20 protein-coding genes are annotated in these 19,009 nt (G+C 55.4%); 12 read left to right on the top strand and 8 right to left on the bottom strand.

All coding sequences use genetic code 11. The features are described from left to right. Positions 1-9: 9 nt before the first annotated feature. Both bhcC and bhcD read left to right on the top strand, forming a co-directional pair. Positions 10-1,173, top strand: a complete 1,164-nt coding sequence (gene bhcC / locus GOX61_RS04265; protein ID WP_170331509.1) for a 3-hydroxy-D-aspartate aldolase BhcC — start codon at positions 10-12, stop codon at positions 1,171-1,173. Between the two features lie 14 nt (positions 1,174-1,187). Beyond that, the gene (bhcD, locus tag GOX61_RS04260; protein ID WP_254436741.1) at positions 1,188-2,174 is read left to right on the top strand and encodes an iminosuccinate reductase BhcD; all 987 of its coding nucleotides are present in this window, start codon (positions 1,188-1,190) and stop codon (positions 2,172-2,174) included. A gap of 61 nt (positions 2,175-2,235) precedes the next feature. On the opposite strand, the gene GOX61_RS04255 is transcribed toward bhcD, so the two are convergent. Both GOX61_RS04255 and GOX61_RS04250 read right to left on the bottom strand, forming a co-directional pair. After that, the gene (locus tag GOX61_RS04255) at positions 2,236-3,021 is read right to left on the bottom strand and encodes an inositol monophosphatase family protein (protein ID WP_155145437.1); all 786 of its coding nucleotides are present in this window, start codon (positions 3,019-3,021) and stop codon (positions 2,236-2,238) included. A 108-nt stretch (positions 3,022-3,129) separates the two neighbouring features. Further along, entirely contained in the window at positions 3,130-4,035 is a 906-nt protein-coding gene (locus GOX61_RS04250; RefSeq protein ID WP_170331505.1) for a LysR family transcriptional regulator, read from the bottom strand. A 95-nt stretch (positions 4,036-4,130) separates the two neighbouring features. Between GOX61_RS04250 and metF the strand changes: the two genes are divergently transcribed. Continuing rightward, on the top strand, positions 4,131-4,997 hold the full coding sequence (metF, locus tag GOX61_RS04245; protein WP_170331502.1) for a methylenetetrahydrofolate reductase [NAD(P)H]: 867 nt from the start codon (positions 4,131-4,133) through the stop codon (positions 4,995-4,997). A 212-nt stretch (positions 4,998-5,209) separates the two neighbouring features. Further along, positions 5,210-5,884, top strand: coding sequence for a DnaJ domain-containing protein (locus tag GOX61_RS04240; RefSeq protein ID WP_155145442.1), 675 nt, complete (start codon positions 5,210-5,212; stop codon positions 5,882-5,884). A 60-nt stretch (positions 5,885-5,944) separates the two neighbouring features. Here the strand turns inward: GOX61_RS04240 and GOX61_RS04235 are convergent, their stop codons facing one another. Next, a complete protein-coding gene (locus tag GOX61_RS04235; RefSeq protein ID WP_155145444.1) occupies positions 5,945-6,463 on the bottom strand; it encodes a YHS domain-containing (seleno)protein in 519 nt (172 codons plus the stop codon). A 245-nt stretch (positions 6,464-6,708) separates the two neighbouring features. On the opposite strand from GOX61_RS04235, the gene yghU reads away from it, so the two are divergent. Next, positions 6,709-7,587, top strand: a complete 879-nt coding sequence (gene yghU, locus GOX61_RS04230) for a glutathione-dependent disulfide-bond oxidoreductase (RefSeq protein ID WP_170331501.1) — start codon at positions 6,709-6,711, stop codon at positions 7,585-7,587. 65 nt (positions 7,588-7,652) lie between these two features. Here the strand turns inward: yghU and GOX61_RS04225 are convergent, their stop codons facing one another. Beyond that, positions 7,653-8,441: an SseB family protein gene (locus tag GOX61_RS04225; protein ID WP_170331499.1), complete on the bottom strand. Its 789-nt coding sequence runs from the start codon at positions 8,439-8,441 to the stop codon at positions 7,653-7,655. After that, positions 8,434-9,021, bottom strand: a complete 588-nt coding sequence (locus GOX61_RS04220) for a uracil-DNA glycosylase family protein (protein ID WP_170331497.1) — start codon at positions 9,019-9,021, stop codon at positions 8,434-8,436. The genes GOX61_RS04225 and GOX61_RS04220 overlap by 8 nt, the downstream gene beginning before the upstream one ends. Before the next feature lie 236 nt (positions 9,022-9,257). Here GOX61_RS04220 and GOX61_RS04215 point away from each other — a divergent pair, with 236 nt between their 5' ends. From GOX61_RS04215 to GOX61_RS04200, 4 genes are read left to right on the top strand one after another with little or no spacing between them, the layout of a single operon-like run. Then, positions 9,258-9,917 (top strand): ABC transporter ATP-binding protein, encoded by a 660-nt coding sequence (locus GOX61_RS04215; protein ID WP_155145450.1) that lies wholly within the window; start codon positions 9,258-9,260, stop codon positions 9,915-9,917. Then, positions 9,895-11,475: a capsule biosynthesis protein gene (locus GOX61_RS04210; protein WP_170331495.1), complete on the top strand. Its 1,581-nt coding sequence runs from the start codon at positions 9,895-9,897 to the stop codon at positions 11,473-11,475. Before GOX61_RS04215 ends, GOX61_RS04210 begins: the two co-directional genes overlap by 23 nt. Positions 11,476-11,480: 5 nt before the next feature. Continuing rightward, on the top strand, positions 11,481-12,314 hold the full coding sequence (gene kdsA / locus GOX61_RS04205) for a 3-deoxy-8-phosphooctulonate synthase (RefSeq protein ID WP_155145454.1): 834 nt from the start codon (positions 11,481-11,483) through the stop codon (positions 12,312-12,314). 15 nt (positions 12,315-12,329) lie between these two features. Further along, complete coding sequence (locus tag GOX61_RS04200) at positions 12,330-13,826, top strand: phosphomannomutase/phosphoglucomutase (RefSeq protein ID WP_170331494.1); 1,497 nt, start codon at positions 12,330-12,332, stop codon at positions 13,824-13,826. Between the two features lie 59 nt (positions 13,827-13,885). Here the strand turns inward: GOX61_RS04200 and GOX61_RS04195 are convergent, their stop codons facing one another. Further along, positions 13,886-15,853, bottom strand: a complete 1,968-nt coding sequence (locus GOX61_RS04195) for an AsmA family protein (protein WP_170331492.1) — start codon at positions 15,851-15,853, stop codon at positions 13,886-13,888. 99 nt (positions 15,854-15,952) lie between these two features. Between GOX61_RS04195 and rimO the strand changes: the two genes are divergently transcribed. Further along, positions 15,953-17,332, top strand: coding sequence for a 30S ribosomal protein S12 methylthiotransferase RimO (gene rimO / locus GOX61_RS04190; RefSeq protein ID WP_170331490.1), 1,380 nt, complete (start codon positions 15,953-15,955; stop codon positions 17,330-17,332). 139 nt (positions 17,333-17,471) lie between these two features. Further along, complete coding sequence (locus GOX61_RS04185) at positions 17,472-17,828, top strand: hypothetical protein (RefSeq protein WP_170331488.1); 357 nt, start codon at positions 17,472-17,474, stop codon at positions 17,826-17,828. Between the two features lie 17 nt (positions 17,829-17,845). Here GOX61_RS04185 and GOX61_RS04180 read toward each other — a convergent pair whose 3' ends face one another. Further along, entirely contained in the window at positions 17,846-18,202 is a 357-nt protein-coding gene (locus tag GOX61_RS04180; RefSeq protein WP_170331486.1) for a diacylglycerol kinase, read from the bottom strand. A 141-nt stretch (positions 18,203-18,343) separates the two neighbouring features. Further along, positions 18,344-18,532: a hypothetical protein gene (locus tag GOX61_RS04175; protein WP_209016144.1), complete on the bottom strand. Its 189-nt coding sequence runs from the start codon at positions 18,530-18,532 to the stop codon at positions 18,344-18,346. Positions 18,533-18,760: 228 nt separating this feature from the next. On the opposite strand from GOX61_RS04175, the gene GOX61_RS04170 reads away from it, so the two are divergent. Next, positions 18,761-19,003, top strand: coding sequence for a CDGSH iron-sulfur domain-containing protein (locus GOX61_RS04170; protein WP_155145466.1), 243 nt, complete (start codon positions 18,761-18,763; stop codon positions 19,001-19,003). Positions 19,004-19,009 lie beyond the last annotated feature (6 nt).

The following is a 19,009-nucleotide window of genomic DNA, read 5'->3' as shown; positions in this document are numbered from 1 at the left end:
AGAAACAGGATGAACAAACCCATGAATATCGATCAACTCGAAGTTGGCTATGACATCCCTGCCGCGATTGGCATGGATGAAACCGAAATTCAAACGCCTTGCCTGATCCTTGATCTGGATGCGCTAGAGCGGAACATAAAAAAGATGGGCGATTATGCCAAAGCCCACGGGATGCGTCACCGCGTGCACGGCAAGATGCACAAGTCTGTGGATGTCGCGAAACTACAGGAAAAGCTGGGCGATGCCGTTGGCGTGTGCTGTCAGAAGGTGTCTGAGGCAGAAGTATTCGCGCGCGGCGGCATCAAGGATATTCTGGTTTCAAATCAGGTTCGCGATCCTGCCAAGATCGATCGATTGGCCCAACTGCCCAAACTTGGTGCACGCACCATTGTCTGTGTCGATGACATCAACAACGTGGCCGATCTGTCTGCGGCTGCTCAAAAGCACGGCACCGAGCTGGAAGTGTTTGTAGAAATCGACTGTGGGGCGGGTCGTTGCGGCGTAACCAATACTTCGGACGTCGTTGCTATCGCCAAAGCTGTGCAAGCTGCACCCAACCTGAAATTCACCGGCATTCAGGCCTATCAGGGTGCGATGCAGCATCTGGATACCTATGAGGCGCGGCAAGAGAAACTCGATACCGCAATCGCCATGGTCAAGGACGCTGTGGATGGACTGAAAGCTGAGGGTATTGAATGTGGGTTGGTTTCCGGCGGCGGAACCGGTTCCTACTACTTCGAAAGTAACTCGGGCGTTTACAACGAGTTGCAATGCGGTTCTTACGCCTTCATGGATGCTGATTATGGTCGCATTCTTGATAAGGACGGCAAGCGGATCGATCAGGGGGAATGGGAAAACGCCCTGTTCATTCTGACGAGTGTCATGAGCCACGCCAAAGCCGACAAGGCCATCTGTGATGCGGGCCTCAAAGCGCAGTCAGTCGATAGTGGCCTGCCCTTCATCTATGGGCGGGACGACGTCGAGTATCTGAAATGCTCGGATGAACATGGGGTGATCGGCGATCCGGACGGTGTGTTGAAAGTCAACGACAAGCTGCGTCTGGTGCCCGGTCACTGTGATCCAACGTGCAATGTCCATGATTGGTATGTCGGTGTCCGCAACGGCAAGGTCGAAACCCTGTGGCCCGTGTCTGCGCGCGGGAAGGCATACTGACAATGAGGGATGGTATGACAACACAAACAGATGGCTTGCTGATCGTCGGTGAAGAGCTGTGCGAAAAACTGGTCGGTCGGCAACAGGCCTTTGACGCCGTTCAGGACGTATTCGCCGCGATGGCACGTGGTGGCGCATGGAACTTTCCCGTTATCCGTGAGGCGCTTGGCTACGCGGATGCGCTTTACGGTTTCAAATCCGGGTTTGACCGCGATGGTAAGGTTCTGGGCGTGAAGTCAGGTGGTTATTGGCCGGGAAACGCGGAACACGGTCTAACCAACCACCAGTCAACGGTGTTCCTATTTGACCCGGATACTGGACGACTGTCAGCGCTGGTTGGCGGTAACTATCTGACCGCAGTGCGCACTGCGGCGTCTTCGGCCATTTCCATCGCTCATCTGGCCCGAAAGGATGCAAAGGTGCTGGGCATGGTCGGAGCTGGTCATCAATCTGCCTTCCAATTGCGCGCGGCTGCGGAGCAACGCGATTTTGAAAAGGTTGTGGCCTGGAACCCGCACCCAGACATGCTGCCTCGGTTGGCGGCTGTCGCCGACGAGATCGGGCTGGAATTCGAAGCAGTTAGTCAACAGGAGTTGGGCGCGCAAGCGGATGTGATCATCACGATCACCTCTGCCTTTGAACCCTTGCTGCTGAAAGACTGGATCAAGCCTGGCACTCATCTGGCCTGTATGGGCACCGATACCAAGGGAAAGATGGAAGTGGATCCATCCCTGGTTGCCGCTGCCTCAGTGTTCACCGACGAGGTGGCGCAATCCGTCACGATTGGAGAGGCGCAGCACGCCGCGACAGACGGTTCGATTACCGCCGAAGCGATCACCCCGATTGGTGCGGTTATCAATGGCGACCATTCCGGGCGGACGAGTGACACCGAGATCACCTTGTTCGATGGGACCGGCGTCGGGTTGCAGGATCTGGCTGTCGCGTCGGTCGCCGCCAGATTGGCGGATGAAGCCGGATTGGCCCAGCGCGCAACTCTCTAGACAAAAAAAGCGCGCCTTGTTTCAGGGCGCGCTTTCAAAACTTCGAGTCAAAGGTCTCGCGTTAGCCGCGGATCACCTTGGCAAAGCTGTCAAAGATCGGCTCGTTGGCGCAAATCACTTCACCATCTTCCAGCACACTGCCTTCAGGGTTCAGAGCCTGAACAAAGCCGCCTGCTTCCTTGACGATGATGATGCCCGCAGCCAGATCCCAGGCGTTCAGGCGACGCTCCCAGAAACCTTCGTAGCGGCCGGCGGCGACATAGGCCATGTCCAGAGCAGCGGCGCCCCAGCGGCGAACACCTGCACATGCTGGCATCAGACGCGCCAGATCCTGCAAAGTCGCAGGCAGGTCAGAACGACCACCAAAAGGCAAACCTGTAGAAAAGATCGACTCAATCATCCGATGGCGACCTGAAACACGGATGCGGGTGTCATTCATCCACGCGCCCTCGCCTTTTTCGGCAAAGAACATTTCATCCTTGGCAGCGTCGTAGATCACACCGGCAACGATCTTGCCTTTGTGTTCCAGCGCTATCGAAATCGCCCAGTGCGGCAGGCCGTGAAGGAAATTGGTGGTGCCATCCAGAGGGTCAACAATCCAGCGGCGCGTTGGGTCTTCGCCGTCAATCGCTCCGCCCTCTTCGGCCAGCCAGCCATAGGTCGGGCGAGCGCCAAGCAATTCTTCTTTCAGGATCGCCTCGGCAGCGATGTCAGCCTTCGATACGAAGTCACCAGCGCCCTTCATCGACACCTGCAGGTTTTCGACCTCACGAAAATCCTTGACCAAAGAACGCCCCGCTTTGCGCGCGGCCTTGATCATGATGTTGAGATTTGCACTGCCAACCATTGTTCTGACGCTCCTGTCCGGTCAAACCGCGCGTATACTGGGGCAAGTCGACCTTGCCAAGAGGCATGATGTGCATATCAGCCCCGCAACCGACGCCGTAACAGACACCTATTGGGTCTGCAACTTGCGCGCCTCGACCCTTGCAAGTTTAACCAGCTCCTGAACGAACGGTTTTTCAAGGTCTTCAGAGCGTACTGCAGCGTATAGCCTACGGGTGATCCCCTCTTTGGTCAGCGGACGTGTGACGTAATCAGAGTTATACTTAACCTCTCGTACAACCCAGTCAGGCAGCACTGAAATCCCCCGGTTTGACGCCACCAGCAGCAGGATCACAGCGGTCAGTTCAACCTGCCGGATCGTTGCCGGTTCAACCCTTGCCGGGATCAGCAACTGACTGAAAACATCCAGTCGCGTCCGTTCAACCGGGTATGTGATCAGCGTTTGCCCGCGAAAGTCTTCGGCTTCGATATAGGGCTTGTCGGCCAACGGATGAGACGAGGCCGCAACAAACACAGCGTTGTAGTCGAACAATTCAACAAATTCGACACCCGGCAGGTTTTCGGGGTCGGAAGATACAACCAGATCCACCTCTTCTTTCTGCAACGCAGGCAGCGCATCAAATGCCAGGCCCGGTCGGATGTCGACGTCTACGTCTGGCCAGGTTTTCCGGAACGCTTCAAGCACCGGGAACAGCCATTCAAAACAGGCATGGCATTCAATCGCGATATGCATGCGGCCCGTTCGTCCGTCGCGAAGCGAAGAGAACTCATCCTGCATCGCTTCGACCTGAGGCAATATCTGCTCGGCAAGACGCAGCAAACGCAAACCCGCAGCTGAGAGCTTCATCGGCTTGGATCGCCGCAGGAACAACTCAACCCCCGCCTGATCTTCGAGCCCTTTGATCTGGTGACTTAACGCCGACTGCGTGATGTTCAATTGATCCGCTGCACGCGCCAGCCCACCACATTCATGAATGGCCTTGATCGTGCGGAGATGTCGGAACTCGATATGCATATTTCACTGAGCTCATGTTGTTCTTGAATAATATGAGTTTGTCTCACAATGCTTCGCATGGCACAAGGGCCGGGAACAAAAGCTGTGAGGGCCCGATGACCAAGCCTGAAATTTCATTCGAGTTTTTTCCGCCCCAAACGCTGGAGGCCTCGTTTCGTCTTTGGGATACCGTCCAGACTCTGGCGCCGCTTGACCCTCGTTTCGTTTCGGTCACCTACGGTGCAGGTGGCACAACCCGTGAATTGACGCGGGATGCAGTTGCCACACTGCATAAATCTTCGGGCCTGCCCGTTGCGGCGCACCTGACATGTGTTGATGCATCGCGTCAGGAAACGCTGGAGATTGCCGATACCTTCGCACGTGCAGGCGTTCAGGATATCGTCGCGCTGCGGGGTGACCCACCTAAGGGTCAGGATCGGTTCGTACCGCATCCTGAAGGCTTTACCAACTCGGTTGAACTGATCGAAGCGCTGGCCGAAACCGAGATGTTCAGCATCCGCGTCGGTGCGTATCCTGACAAACATCCTGAAGCCGGTGACATGGCAGCTGATGTCGAGTGGCTGAAAGCCAAATTGGATGCCGGCGCAGATGAAGCGTTGACCCAGTTTTTCTTCGAGGCCGAAACCTTCTTCCGTTTCCGCGATGCCTGCGCGAAGGCCGGAATTGATAAGCCGATCGTGCCGGGCATTCTGCCAATCGAGAACTGGAAAGGTGCACGCAAGTTTGCTCAACGCTGTGGTGCCAACATCCCGACTTGGTTGGAGCAAGCGTTTGAAAAGGCAGTGCGAGATGGTCGCGAAGATTTGCTGGCCACTGCAATCTGCACCGAATTGTGCTCGGACCTGATCGAAGGCGGCGTCGATAAGCTGCACTTCTATACACTGAACCGACCCGAGTTAACGCGAGATGTTTGTTTTGCACTCGGTATTGTTCCGAAAGCTGAACTGCAAAACGTCGCCTGATTTCAAACAAGGACCCCTGTGCTGCCGGGCTGCTTCGTCAGTCCGGCTCTTTTTTATCTGGTTTTGCAACAGTACATCACCCTTACCGCGCGAAGACAATCTCACGCGGCTCATCCTATTGTTCGCCCAATACACCTCAATTCTTTGAGAAATTTGACAAAAAAACGTTAGCCCTCAAACTGGGCTTGTGTAGTTTAAAGAGTGTTTTGAGTATGGAGCCAGTTAACAGGATCCAGGCCCGGGTAGATGCGCTCGAGGCTCTTGGCCTCGGCCAATCGGCGGACGCCGAAGAAATTCGTGATGCATGGCGTCGTATCGCCTTTCATGCGCATCCGGATCACACCGATGGGGATTATTCCAATTTCTCCAACGCTAAAGCGGCGTATGACTATTTAAGAAAAGAGGGTTTCGCCAGCAAAGAAAGGCAAGGATCGGCGCAGCCGCGGCGACCCAAGCTGCGTAAACGTGTTGTCGAACTGGATGAAGACCAGATCGAGGCCTGCCATATCTTGCTAAACCCTGATTTGGCCATTCCGTACCGTCCAGATGGAATGGTTCAAAGCAATGATACTGCTTCCGTTCGCGACAACGCGCGGGCTTCGGATCATGTACCGGATGCCATTGGGTGTTACGGACGCGATCTGACCTTTTTTGTAGCGACCCCTGTCTGCGAAGGCTCAAACAGGGTTGCTTTGCCAACATCTATTCTGTCCAGCTGTCGCCGGAAAGAAACCGAAATCCTTGCGTTTCAGTCAAAGAGTTCAGGCTCAGGTGAAGTGGTTATTCCGGATTCGATCCGTCAGAGTAAATTCCCCGGCGCGCGAAGCGTGAGAATTCGTTTCGAAGCTGACGAACAGATGCGGGATGAGTTCTGGATCGCAAGCTAACCAATGATCGGGTGAAGAGCCCGGCCGATTAAGCCGGGCTTTCGATACTGAACCGTCGGTTTAATTGGACACAGGGCCTTCCGATGTGAATTTTGGAATGACGCTGGTCGAGGCGTCCGATGTTTCGATACCGGGCCAGTTGCCTTCGGCCAGATTGATGTTGCCCGGAACGTCTTCTTCCCAGAAGCCAACCACAACATCAGTGATGTTCAGGTACAGTTTATCATCGACAATCCGCCACAGGTTCGGGTTGGCCGGAACCTTGCCGCCTTTTGAAACGCCATAGGCGCAGTGGCCATCATATTGCGGGGCGTAATAGGCCGGGTTTTCCAGAAACTTGTCGCGGTTTTCCTCTGTCGAGAACGCCCAAGTGGACCCATTGTATTCCGCAGTAATATCCGACTGACCACGCACCGCTTCTGGTTGCGACTGTCCAACCGGCACCTGAGCAAGGTCACGGTAGGCGACGACATCGTAACCTGAGACGGCAAATCCGGTTCCATCAACATATTGCGGGCCAGCAAATGCCGGAACGGCCAGCGTCACAGCCGCGGCAAAGGTCAGGGCAAAGCGTTTCATGTGGTCAATCCTCTTATCTCAACTGTTTCCGGGCGCCGTTGTGGCGGGACTGGCATGACAATATGCGATTCTGGTGCACTTCGTAGTCCTGCTCGCGGCGGTGTGACATCCAACGAGGAAACGTGAGGAGATCGTCGCGGAATGTTACAAAGCCAGTGCAACATCGGGGCTTGGACTTTGACTTTTGCAACATTAGCTGTTGTGGCACCGGGTGCGCAGCCCGACAAAGGCATGAAAGGTAAGAGATGAGCGAGAACGCGACCTATACACCACCGAAAGTCTGGACCTGGGACAGCGAAAGCGGTGGACGCTTCGCAAATATCAACCGGCCCATTGCCGGCGCGACCCACGACAAGGATCTGCCAATCGGCAAACATCCTATGCAACTTTATTCACTGGCAACTCCCAATGGTGTCAAAGTGACTGTGATGCTGGAAGAACTGCTGGCACTGGGTCATGAAGGTGCCGAGTACAATGCCTGGCTGATCAATATCGGTGAGGGCGACCAGTTCAGCTCGGGTTTTGTCGAGGCAAACCCGAACTCCAAGATTCCTGCCCTATGGGACAGATCCGGCGATGAACCCATCCGAGTTTTTGAAAGTGCATCGATTTTGTTCCATCTGGCCGAGAAATTCGGTGAATTTCTGCCAAAATCAGGAACCGAGCGCACCGAAGTCATGAACTGGCTGTTCTGGCAGATGGGCAGCGCGCCCTATCTGGGTGGTGGTTTCGGTCATTTCTACGCCTATGCCCCGGAAAAATGGGAATATCCGATTAACCGCTTTGCCATGGAAGCCAAACGGCAACTGGACGTGCTAGAGCGTGAACTGGCAACCAAGACCTACATCGCCGGTGAAGACTACAGCATCGCCGACATGGCAATCTGGCCGTGGTATGGCCAGCTTGTTCTGGGTCGTCTCTATGACGCAGCAGAGTTCCTGGACGTCGAATCCTACAAGAATGTGATGCGTTGGGCCAAGGCGATCGACGAACGGCCCGCTGTTGTGCGCGGTCGCATGGTGAACCGTCCTTTCGGTGAACCTCACATGCAGTTGCATGAACGCCATGACGCCAACGACTTCGAGACACGCACGCAGGACAAGCTGGAACCTGCGGCCGAGTAAATAGCATCAAGGGAAGGGCCACGTCGGAGCATTAACTCCGCGTGGCCTTTTCATTTTAGAAATCTCTATTTTAGGATTGGCGGCTTTTCCGGATCACTTCCCGGAATGGGCCTTGAGATTTGCCGGACTTCTGGCTGAGGCAACTCAAAACGCAATCCGACATTGGCCAGCGCTGCGGCCGTTGGCTCGTCTGCATTGAAGAAACCAACATCCAATGCACCGGCTTCAATGCCAGAAAAGGTAAGCGCCTCCGATACGGCTTTGGCGAGCGCGGCCTCGGCCCCATCCGAGGCGCCGACGAACCCAAGCAAATGCCCCTGCCCGCCAAGGTCGTTTTTTGTGCCCACCAGAAACGCAGCACTGGCAAGCCCCGCAGCGGTCGCCAATTTGGTGTCCAATGCCGTGAGCATCCTGTCCGGCAATCCGGAAGGAGGCAGAAACTCCGCCAGTCTCTGTTGTACTTCTTCCGGCCCATGCTGAAGGGTGCTGGCAAGCCAGCCCAAAGCCTCAGCTGGAATCAACATGGATGAAGGGGCCGTATCCAGGTTCAGACCCAGTCCGATCCCCTGCCCGGACAACATCGCTGCCAGTACCCGGCCAGACAGTGCAACATAAGGTGCCGGTCGGCCCGCGAAACCAGCCAATCGTTCTTCACGATCAAATGCCAGTACAAAGCGGCCGTCTGCCACCTCAAACAGTTCGGGTAATATGTTTTCGTCCCGTGCCTCTTCGGTCAACATCAGGAACAGTTCGCAATCAGCCAGCCGTTCGAAAAACCGCAGCCGCGCTGCATCGTCCTGTGGGTTTGCCTCCATCTCGGCATGGGCAGCATCCAGGGCCGTTGTGTCAGTCATTCAGCACCTCTTGTACCCGCGCACGCAAAACCGGCAACAGTTCAGCTTCGAACCACGGGTTCTTCTTCAACCATGCCGTATTGCGCCACGACGGGTGAGGCAAGGCAAAGACACGCGGCGCATGGTCTCGCCAGTTTCGAACAGTCTCCGTGACAGGTGTTCGGGCGCCCAGGTGATACTTATGTGCATGGCCGCCAACCAACACAGTCAGAGGCACTTCACCCAACTCCTCCATCACCTTGTCATGCCACGTGTGGCCACAGATCGGGGGCGGCGGCAAGTCGGCCTTGCGGTCGTTATAGCCGGGAAAACAGAAAGCCATCGGCACAATGGAAATCTGCGTCCTGTCATAAAACACGTCCTCATCCAGGCCGAGCCATTCACGCAATCGATCACCCGACGGATCGGTAAACGGACGACCGGATTCGTGGACGCGCGCACCGGGAGCCTGGCCTGCGATCAATATTCGTGATCCCGATTGAAACCAGACCACGGGGCGCGGTTCATGCGCCGTATAGGTTTGCGCAAATGTATCTGCGCATAGACGGCAGGACCGGATCTGATCGGCCAGCAAATTCATAGGATGATAAGGTTTCCTCAATCCAGCTTGTTCATTGCTTGTCATGAAGATAATGGTCCTGCGATTTCGATCCAGTGGTGGAGCCACAGGTCACACAATCCTGAACAACGACCGGAACGCATTGATCATTTGTTTCATATTTCGACATAATGTGGCCAACATGGATCGGTAGCAGAAACGCTGGTGATACGATCCGACGAATGACAGACATCAAAGGAACGATCAGCAGGTCGTGAATGCTTGAATTTGAGAACGTCAGCAAATCCTTCTGGACCGGGACGCGCCGAAAGGTGATCCTGGACAATGTCTCTTTCCGGGTCGAGCTGGGCAAATCCCTCGGGGTTCTGGCGCCGAACGGGACAGGAAAGACTACTCTTATCAACATGATGGCCGGGCTTGAGCAACCCGATGAAGGCGTTATACGCCGCGAATGCCGGGTCTCGTTTCCGATGGGGTTCACCGGTGGCGTTTCCAAACGCATGTCCGCTCTGGAAAACGCGCGATACATCGCCAAAATCTACGGTATGGATCCGGACTATGTCGAAGCCTACTGCCGTTGGCTGTGTGGCTTGGGTGAATATTTCAACCAGCCGCTGGCCACTTATTCGGCTGGCATGCGCGCGCGGTTCACATTTTCGCTGATGTTGGCGCTGGACTTCGATATGTACCTTATCGATGAAGGAATGCCCTCTACCACGGACGTGGAGTTCAACAAGAAGGCCGGTGAAATCCTGCAGGAGCGTTTACGAACCACGACCCTGGTGATCGTTTCGCACAGCCCCAAGATACTTGAAAAATTCGCACGACAAGCGGCTGTGCTTGTCGATGGGCAGCTCTACATGTTTGAAACCTTGGAAGAGGCAAAGCAGCTATATGACTACCAAACCCAAGGCTAAAAAATTCAATTCAGGCGACGCGCCGCAAGGGGAAGGAACCGCTGAAGCACGCTCGGAAGCGATTTCCCGAATCCGGCGGGCAACCCAACCCCCCACCGCCACCGGCGAAAGTCAGCCGGGCATTGAATTGGATGCCATCAAACGCGAAGGGTTGACTGGCCGCCAGTTACGAGTAGCTCGTCGACTGGCGCAAAAAAATGGGTTGGCGGCCACATCCGATTACGATGCAGTTCGGTTACTGCGTCAGAAAGGCATTGATCCGTTCCAGCGCACCAATCTGCTGGAACTTGCGGCCTCATCGGGTTCTGAAGCAAATAGAGAAACTGACCCTAAAGACACTATTAATATCCAACTGCCCCAAACGGTTAAAAGGGCACAGGAAAACTTACCAGGGCCAGAGTTGAGCCCCGCCCAACGTCGTGAATATGAGATCGGGCAAATCCAGAAAGACGTCGCCAAACGTCGTCGACGCAAACTCATTGGGCTATTCGCGCGTTTGGCTGTTTTTGTTTTGCTGCCCACGATAGTCGTTGGATATTATTTCTACCGCGTGGCAACGCCCATGTACGCAAGCGATTCCGCATTTTCCATTCTGCAGGCAGATGGTGGTGGAGCGATCGGAGGCTTGCTGTCGGGAACGCAATTCGCCACAGCACAGGATTCCGTTGCGACCCAGGAGTTCCTTGAATCCAAAGATGCGCTGCAAAGGCTCGACAAAGATGTCGGGTTTACCGAGATTTTCCAACAGGATTGGATTGATCCAATTCAGCGCCTGTCCCCCGATGCGAGCCTTGAAGAGGCCTATAAGCTATACAAAAAAATGATCACGATCGGGTATGACCCAACCGATGGTATCATTCGGATGGAAGTTGCCGCACCAGATTCTGAAACCTCGGTTAATCTGTCTAACCTGCTGATTTCTTATGCCGAAGAGAGAATTAATGGGCTGACCGAATTGAAGCGCGAAGATCAGATGCGGGACGCCTTGAGGGGCTTCGAAACTGCGCAAGAGGAACGCCGAAAAGCACAAGAGAACCTGATTGAGTTGCAAATGCAGGGCGCCGTGCTTGATCCGGAAAATGTCCTTGCAGGCATGCGCGGGCGCATCAACGAAATCGAAGTTCAGTTACAGGACAAAGAACTGCAACTTGCAGCGCTTCTGGACAATCTTCGACCAAACAAAGCCAAGGTTGACGGCGTCAGGGCAGACATCGAACGACTGGAAGCCGTTCTTGCCGAACTGAATGCCGAAATGCTGGACGCGTCTGCAGGCGAAAATTCGCTTGCCCGATTGAGCGTTCGCATTCAGATGGCTCAAGCCGATCTGGCGGCACGGGATATGATGCTCCAAACCGCTTTGCAGCAGATGGAAACAACACGCACCGAGGCTAACCGAAAGGTTCGGTATCTTACGGTGTCCGTAAACCCGGTGGCCAGTCAGGAACCCACCTATCCACGCAAGTTTGAAAATACGATTTTGGCTTTCCTGTTGTTTGCTGGTATCTACCTGTTGATTTCGCTTACAGCGTCAGTCCTTCGTGAACAGGTATCCTCGTAAGACTCATGAAACATGTAAAAATCGCCGATCTGACAGTTGGCAACGACCTTCCGCTTACCATCATCGCCGGTCCCTGCCAGCTTGAGACCGCGGACCACGCTCAGATGATCGCGGGCACAATGAAAGAAGCCTGCGAAGCCGCTGGTGCACAATATGTCTTCAAGGCTTCGTATGACAAAGCCAACCGGACCTCGCTATCCGGCAAGCGCGGAATGGGTATTGATGCAGGACTCAAGGTTCTGGACGATATCCGCAAAACCATGGGCATACCGGTTCTGACCGACGTTCATTCCGAAGCGCAATGCGCGATCGCTGCCGAGGCCGTGGATGTGCTGCAGATCCCGGCCTTCCTTTGTCGCCAGACAGACATGTTGCTGGCCGCAGGGAACACTGGCGCCGTGATCAACGTCAAAAAGGGTCAGTTTCTTGCCCCTTGGGAAATGCAGAACATCGTCACCAAGATCGAAAGCACCGGCAACCATAATCTCCTCCTGACCGAGCGTGGGGCTTCGTTTGGCTATAACACTCTGGTCGCGGACATGCGGTCGTTGCCGATCATGGCGCAGACTGGCTACCCAGTCGTCATGGATGCAACGCATTCGGTGCAGCAGCCTGGCGGCCGCGGCGGATCATCAGGCGGGCAGCGAGAATTTGCACCCGTTATGGCCCGTGCCGCAGTTGCGGTGGGTGCAGCAGCAGTATTCATGGAGACCCATCAGGATCCCGACAATGCACCCTGTGATGGGCCAAACATGATCTACCTGGATCAGATGCCCAAGCTCGTTGACACGTTGATGCGCTTTGATGCGCTGGCCAAAGCCAACCCAATTCAAATTTAACGATCGAGATATTTGATGACCAAGCCAATCCCCGAGGTGACTCCGAACACCTGGAATTTTCTGCGCGACCCTATGATCACTCCCACCGGATTTCGCGAATATGACGCCCGCTGGAAATACCCTGAGGAGATCAACCTGCCCGGCATGACTGCCCTTGGTCTGGGACTGGGTACGCAGATGCATAAGCGCGGCATCGAGCCGGTAATCGCGGTTGGCAACGACTATCGTGACTATTCTCTGGCCATCAAGAATGCGCTGATCCTTGGGCTGATGCAGGCCGGTATTCAGGTCAAGGACATCGGCCCGGCTGTCAGCCCGATGGCCTATTTTGCACAGTTCCATCTGGACGTGCCTGCGGTGGCAATGGTCACTGCCAGCCATAACCCCAACGGCTGGACCGGCGTTAAGATGGGCTTTGACAGGCCTTTGACCCATGGCCCTGACGAGATGTCCGAGCTGCGCGATATCGTGCTGAACGGTGAAGGCGTCGCCCGTGAAGGTGGCTCTTACGAATTCGTTGATGGCGTGAAAGAGGCTTATATCAACGATCTGGTGGGCGATTTCAAAATGTCACGTCCGCTCAAGGTGGTTTGCGCCACCGGGAACGGCACAGCTTCGGCCTTTGCCCCCGAGTTATTTGAGCGGATCGGCGTCGAAATCGTACCCAGCCACAACGAGCTGGACTACACTTTCCCCAACTACAACCCGAACCCGGAAGCCATGGAAATGCTGCATGACATGGCCGACACCCTCAAAGCCAGCGGCGCCGATCTGGCGCTTGGCTTCGACGGGGATGGCGATCGTTGCGGCGTCGTTGATGATGAAGGCGAAGAGATTTTCGCCGATAAAGTCGGCGTAATCATGGCCCGCGATCTGGCCAAGCTGCATCCCGGCTCGACCTTTGTGGCGGACGTCAAATCCACCGGCCTGTTCGCCAGCGACCCCGAGCTGCAGGCGCATGGCGTCAAAGCTGACTACTGGAAGACCGGTCACAGCCATATGAAGCGTCGCGTCAAGGAAATCGGCGCGCTGGCCGGGTTTGAAAAGTCAGGACACTACTTTTTGGCCGAACCTATCGGGCGAGGCTATGACTGCGGAATGCGCGTAGCCGTCGAGATCTGCAAACTGATGGACCGCAACCCGGATCAGAGCATGTCTGACCTGCGCAAGGCCCTGCCTAAAACATGGTCGACCCCGACCATGTCGCCCTATGCAGCCGATACCGAAAAGTATGACATCCTCAAACGGTTGGTCGACAAGCTGGTCGCCAAGGCGGATGCAGGCGAGACATTTGCCGGACGTCCGATCAAGGAGGTCGTGACCGTAAACGGTGCTCGGGTCATTCTGGACAATGGCAGCTGGGGTCTGGTGCGCGCGTCGTCGAACACCCCCAATCTGGTTGTCGTCTGTGAAAGCAGCGAAAGCGAAGACGAAATGCGCGCTATTTTTGCGGATATTGACGCCGTCATTCGCACCGAGCCCAATGTCGGTGACTACGACCAGACAATCTGATCACTGAAACAATACGGGGCACCTTAGGTGCCCCGTTTTCGTTTGGCTCGAAACATAGCTCAGTCGCCACCGAACAATTTCAGAAGACCTTTCTTGGCCTCTTCTTCGAGTTTGCTTTTGAGCGCATCCTCGATCTGATCGCTGTCGGTGATTGTGGTATCCAGTTCATCCCCGACCTTCTTCAGGACCTTGTCCTTCGCATCCTGTTCAAGTTCCTTGACCTTACCTTCGGCCGCAGCCTCGATCACTTTGGTCAGGTCAGGCCGGATCGATGGGTCGCTCCATGGTCCGACGATACGAACGGGTACTGCGATACCCTCGCCTGAATTTGCCCTCAACGCGACTGGTGTGAAGAGATAGTCAATGTCACGGGCACCCAGCCCGACACGCCCTTTGCCATCTGCCCTGTAATTCTTGAGGGTCATTAACAGATCTTCATTGGTCAGGTTCCCACCATCCATGGTGAAGCTTGCGGTCAGGCTGTTGAAGACCGTCGTCCCTCCTGACACGTTGCCGCGCCCCATCAGGCGATCGAGATCAATACCCGAGATGACGCCGCTTTCAACATCAAGGCTACCGGATCCGCTGAGCGAATTCATAATTTGATTTTCCGTTTGCCCCACCCCAAGGAATTTGAGGGAACCTGATCCGGTGCCGGACAGACGTTCTATGCCACCCAGAGTACTCAGTGCCTGCTGGATGTTTATCCCGGTCGCTGTCAGATCTCCCCCGACCGACAATCCGTTTCTGTTGTTCGCAACGACCTGACCATTCAGTTGCCCCGAAAACAAAGTAGCCGGATGCATTTTCAGAACGGCCCGTGATCTATCAAGGCTCATGGTCAAATCACTCGCGCCAAAGGTCATGCCCGGCACGGCGATTGAGTTGGCTTGCAGCCGGATATTGCCATTTGCCAGCGACAAAGCAGACGCATCAATCGGGTCATTGGACCAACCCTCTGAAACAGGTGCTGCAGCGCTGCTCCCGCCACCGGTTGAGGTGCTGGTCGCTTCGGTTCCGGCAATCTGTGAGAGATCAAGATCCCCGCCATTCAGTCGCGCTGTCAGATGCGGGGGATCAGAAATGACAATGTCGGCCTCTCCATCGAACCGATTGTTATCCAGAACGGCGCTCATCCCGCGCAATGAGATGCGACCATCTTTGGTATAGGTCATTTGGCTCGAGACATTCGCAACCTGCCCCAGCCCGTATGGGACCGAAACTCCGCCCTGACCAAACGCCGCCAACATCTGTTCGGTGCTGGATGTCTTGATCCGGGTCTTGCCATCCATTTCACCGGCAATGTTCACTCGGCCCGAGAAACCGATATCTCCTCCCGGAGCTGTCATAGTCAGCTCAAGCGGCGTTACCACGCCGGATGCGAATGCGGGCAAATCCGGGATCGTAAGGTCTACTTCAGCGCTCCCGCCGGGTACTGACATGCTTGCCTGCATCTCCATAGGGGCGTCGATTTCAGGCCATCTGGCCGCCAGATCAACATTGGCGAAATCCATCTTAATCTCGCCATTCTCGACATAGATCAGCCTTGCGTTGGTCAGTTCCAGACGATCAAGGGTAATTGCACCCGGCTCCGCTGCGGAGGGTGTACCTACCTCATTCGCCGGTACGGTCGCACCCGACTGCGCCACAGTGAGTTCCCAGTTCCCGCGCCCTTCGGACAACTCAAGCCGCAACACGGGGTCCTCTGCCAACACGCGTTTGATTCGCAGATCGCCTGCCAACAACGCTGATGCGTCCACGCCCACAGCCAGACTATTGGCGCTCAGCATTGGTTGTGGACCAGCCCATGATGCGTTTCCAAAGGTGACCGGACCTGTTTCCATTCCCAGAACAGGCCAGAAGGACAAGCGCACGTCGCCGGAAAGGGTCAGTTCACGTCCGGTCTGCGCACGCACCTGTTCGGCCAGTATGGCGCCGAGTTTATCCCCCGGCATCAACAACAACGCGCCTATGACCAGCCCGAATGCTGCAACCAGTATGAATAGGATTCGCACCAACCATTTCATGTTTTGCCCTCTGCCTTTTCGGCTTGTCTGCTCGATGACAAGTCAGCCCTGTGCGCGCAACATTTGCAAGGGGAAGCGTTCCCCACTATATGCCGCGCCATGACCACGAACCCGCCAAACCTCCGCCCCGACCTGGCCCCTGCCGCCCGGATCACCGAGACGCCACGTTCGAACCAGCCTACCATCGGCATGGTCTCATTGGGCTGTCCCAAAGCACTGGTCGACAGTGAACGCATTCTGACCCGCCTTCGTGCCGAAGGATACGGCATATCACCCGACTATTCAGGCGCGGATGCCGTGATCGTGAACACATGCGGGTTTCTCGATAGTGCCAAGGCGGAATCGCTGGATGCGATCGGCGAGGCACTGGTGGAAAATGGAAAGGTCATCGTGACCGGCTGTCTGGGGGCCGAACCGGATTACATTCGCGAACATCACCCGCGCATCATGGCCGTCACCGGCCCGCACCAGTACGAACAGGTTCTGGATGCTGTTCACTCGGCCGTGCCGCCGGACCCGGATCCGTTTGTGGATCTGTTGCCCGCCAGCAGCGTACAGCTCACCCCGCGTCATTACAGCTATCTGAAGATTTCCGAGGGCTGTAACCACAAATGCAAGTTCTGCATCATCCCGGACATGCGCGGCAAACTCGCCAGCCGGCCAGCACATGCAGTTCTGCGTGAGGCGGAAAAACTGGTCGATAATGGGGTACGCGAGCTATTGGTCATCTCGCAAGACACCTCAGCCTATGGGCTGGATCGCAAGTATGATGTGAACCCGTGGAAAGACGGTGAGGTGCGTACCCACATAACCGATCTGGCCCGCGAGCTTGGAAAGTTGGACGCCTGGGTCCGGCTTCACTACGTATACCCCTATCCGCATGTGCGCGAACTGATCCCGCTCATGGCTGATGCGGGGTGTAACGTGCTGCCATATCTGGACATTCCCTTCCAGCATGCCCACCCCGACGTCTTGAAACGCATGGCTCGCCCCGCAGCAGCAGCCAAAACCCTGGATGAGATTGCAGCCTGGCGCGCAACCTGCCCGGACATCACCCTGCGGTCGACCTTCATCGTGGGGTATCCTGGTGAAACCGAGGCAGAGTTCCAAACACTGCTGGACTGGTTGGACGAGGCACAACTGGATCGCGTCGGGTGTTTTCAGTACGAAAACGTGGACGGTGCAAGATCGAATGATCTGCCGGATCATGTCCCCGCCGAAGTCAAACAAGACCGGTGGGAACGTTTTATGGAAAAGGCTCAGGCGATCTCAGAAGCCAAGCTGGCCGCAAAAGTCGGACAAAGGATCGAAGTCATCGTGGACGAGGTCGATGGCGACGCGGCAACCTGCCGGACCAAATCCGACGCTCCCGAGATTGACGGCAACCTGTTCATTGATGAAGGCTTCGAGGCCTTGAAGCCGGGCGATATCGTGACGGTCGAAGTGGATGAGGCCGGTGAATATGATCTGTGGGGCTGAACTGTCTGACATTCTGATCAGACAAACCCACAGTACCGCTGATGAAGTGCGATAGGCAAAGCGTGACCCAAGTTTATTGGCAAACAGCGCGCCTTTGACCGATCATAGACATGAAACCCTGTCCCAAACGGAGGTTCTCATGTTTCGCGTGTTTCGACCTATCCCACGATGCGCTGCTGTCATCGTCGCAGTACATCTGCTCTCAGGCCCGGTTTCCGCGCAGAGCTATGACAGTAGTGTTTCCGGCTTCATTACGGTTGGATCAGTCAAGCTGAGTATTCACCAGCGAAGTCAGCATCATGTTCGCAGATACTATTACGCTCCGACTATCCGGCACTACTCAACCAGACCACATGTTAGCTATGGCTCAACCTATAAAGTCCGACCACATCATGGGGTCAAACGTCACAAATACAAAGGCTACTACTATCCAGCGCCAAAGCGGTATGTGTTCAAACATCGAAAACACCGGTTCGGGCTGCGGTTTCAGAACTAAGAATTGTGGAGCGCTGGCTAAATCAAGCTGAACAACACAACCAGCCAGGCAACCCCAGCTGCTACTGCAGTTAGCGCCACGGCTGCGCTGGCTGCATCTTTTGCCTGCCCTGCCAAAGTGTGATGTTCGGTTGAGGTGTGATCGACCGCACGTTCGACAGCTGTGTTGAACAACTCAGCCGCCAGAACCAGGATTCCCAACGCGAGAATCATGGCACGTTCGCCCGCAGTCAACGGCAGCCAAAACGCCAATGCAGCCGAGAACACATTGAGCCATCCCCAGACACGGAACGAGTATTCCTCGCGCCAGGTCGTGATCACGCCCTGCCAGCTCCAGCGTGTTCTGTCACGCAGTCGTTGAAAGAAGTTCAGCATTTGGCCTTCCGGGCGCTTGGTTCAGTTATTGAACAAAACCAGCATTTACACGTTATGGCCAGAAAAGAAAAACCGCCAAACGGCGGCTCGAACTTTGATCGAATGTGCAGGCGGCCCCCAATAGGACCGCCTGCGGAATGCTTATTGTGTGACCGGGTTACATACGGTCTGACCTGCTTCGGTCGTGGCCAGCTGGTAACCTGCCGAGCAGCTTGCGTTGCCTTGCTTGTCATAGCTAGGCTGTACGTAGATCGGGGTCGGTTCTTCCTGCTGCGAGCACGCGGCCAGAACAACTGCGGTTGCGCAGAGAGCAGCGAATTTGAGTTTCATGTCCATCAATCCTCTATTACTTTTCTGATATTGCCCAGTTTTTCGGGGCCGTCGTCAGAATACGGGCTTGTCACCAATCTGGCAACCGAATCGATAACGGCTTCGTGATTAGAAGCGAAACCACGCTTGCCCGGCAACCTGCAGGTGCATTGATCGGGCCTGCCGCTACCCTTTTTGCCCGATCAGGCTAAGCTGTGTCATCGACATAAGCCAAATCGGAGTAGCCAGATGTCAGATGCACCCATCATCGCACAGAAATCCCCCTTTCCCGTCGAGGTAACCGAGGGCAAGAGTTATTTCTGGTGCGCATGCGGCAGATCCAAACGTCAGCCCTTCTGTGACGGATCACATAAAGGAACCGGAATCGAGCCGGTTAAATACACAGCAGAATCGAGCAAAAAGGTCTTTTTTTGTGGGTGCAAACAGACTTCCAAGCCCCCTCTGTGTGACGGATCTCATCAACAGTTATGAAGGTGT

This window comes from Ruegeria arenilitoris, assembly GCF_013030265.1.
Taxonomy (GTDB): domain Bacteria; phylum Pseudomonadota; class Alphaproteobacteria; order Rhodobacterales; family Rhodobacteraceae; genus Ruegeria; species Ruegeria arenilitoris_E.
This window is presented reverse-complemented; position numbering and strand designations above follow the sequence as displayed.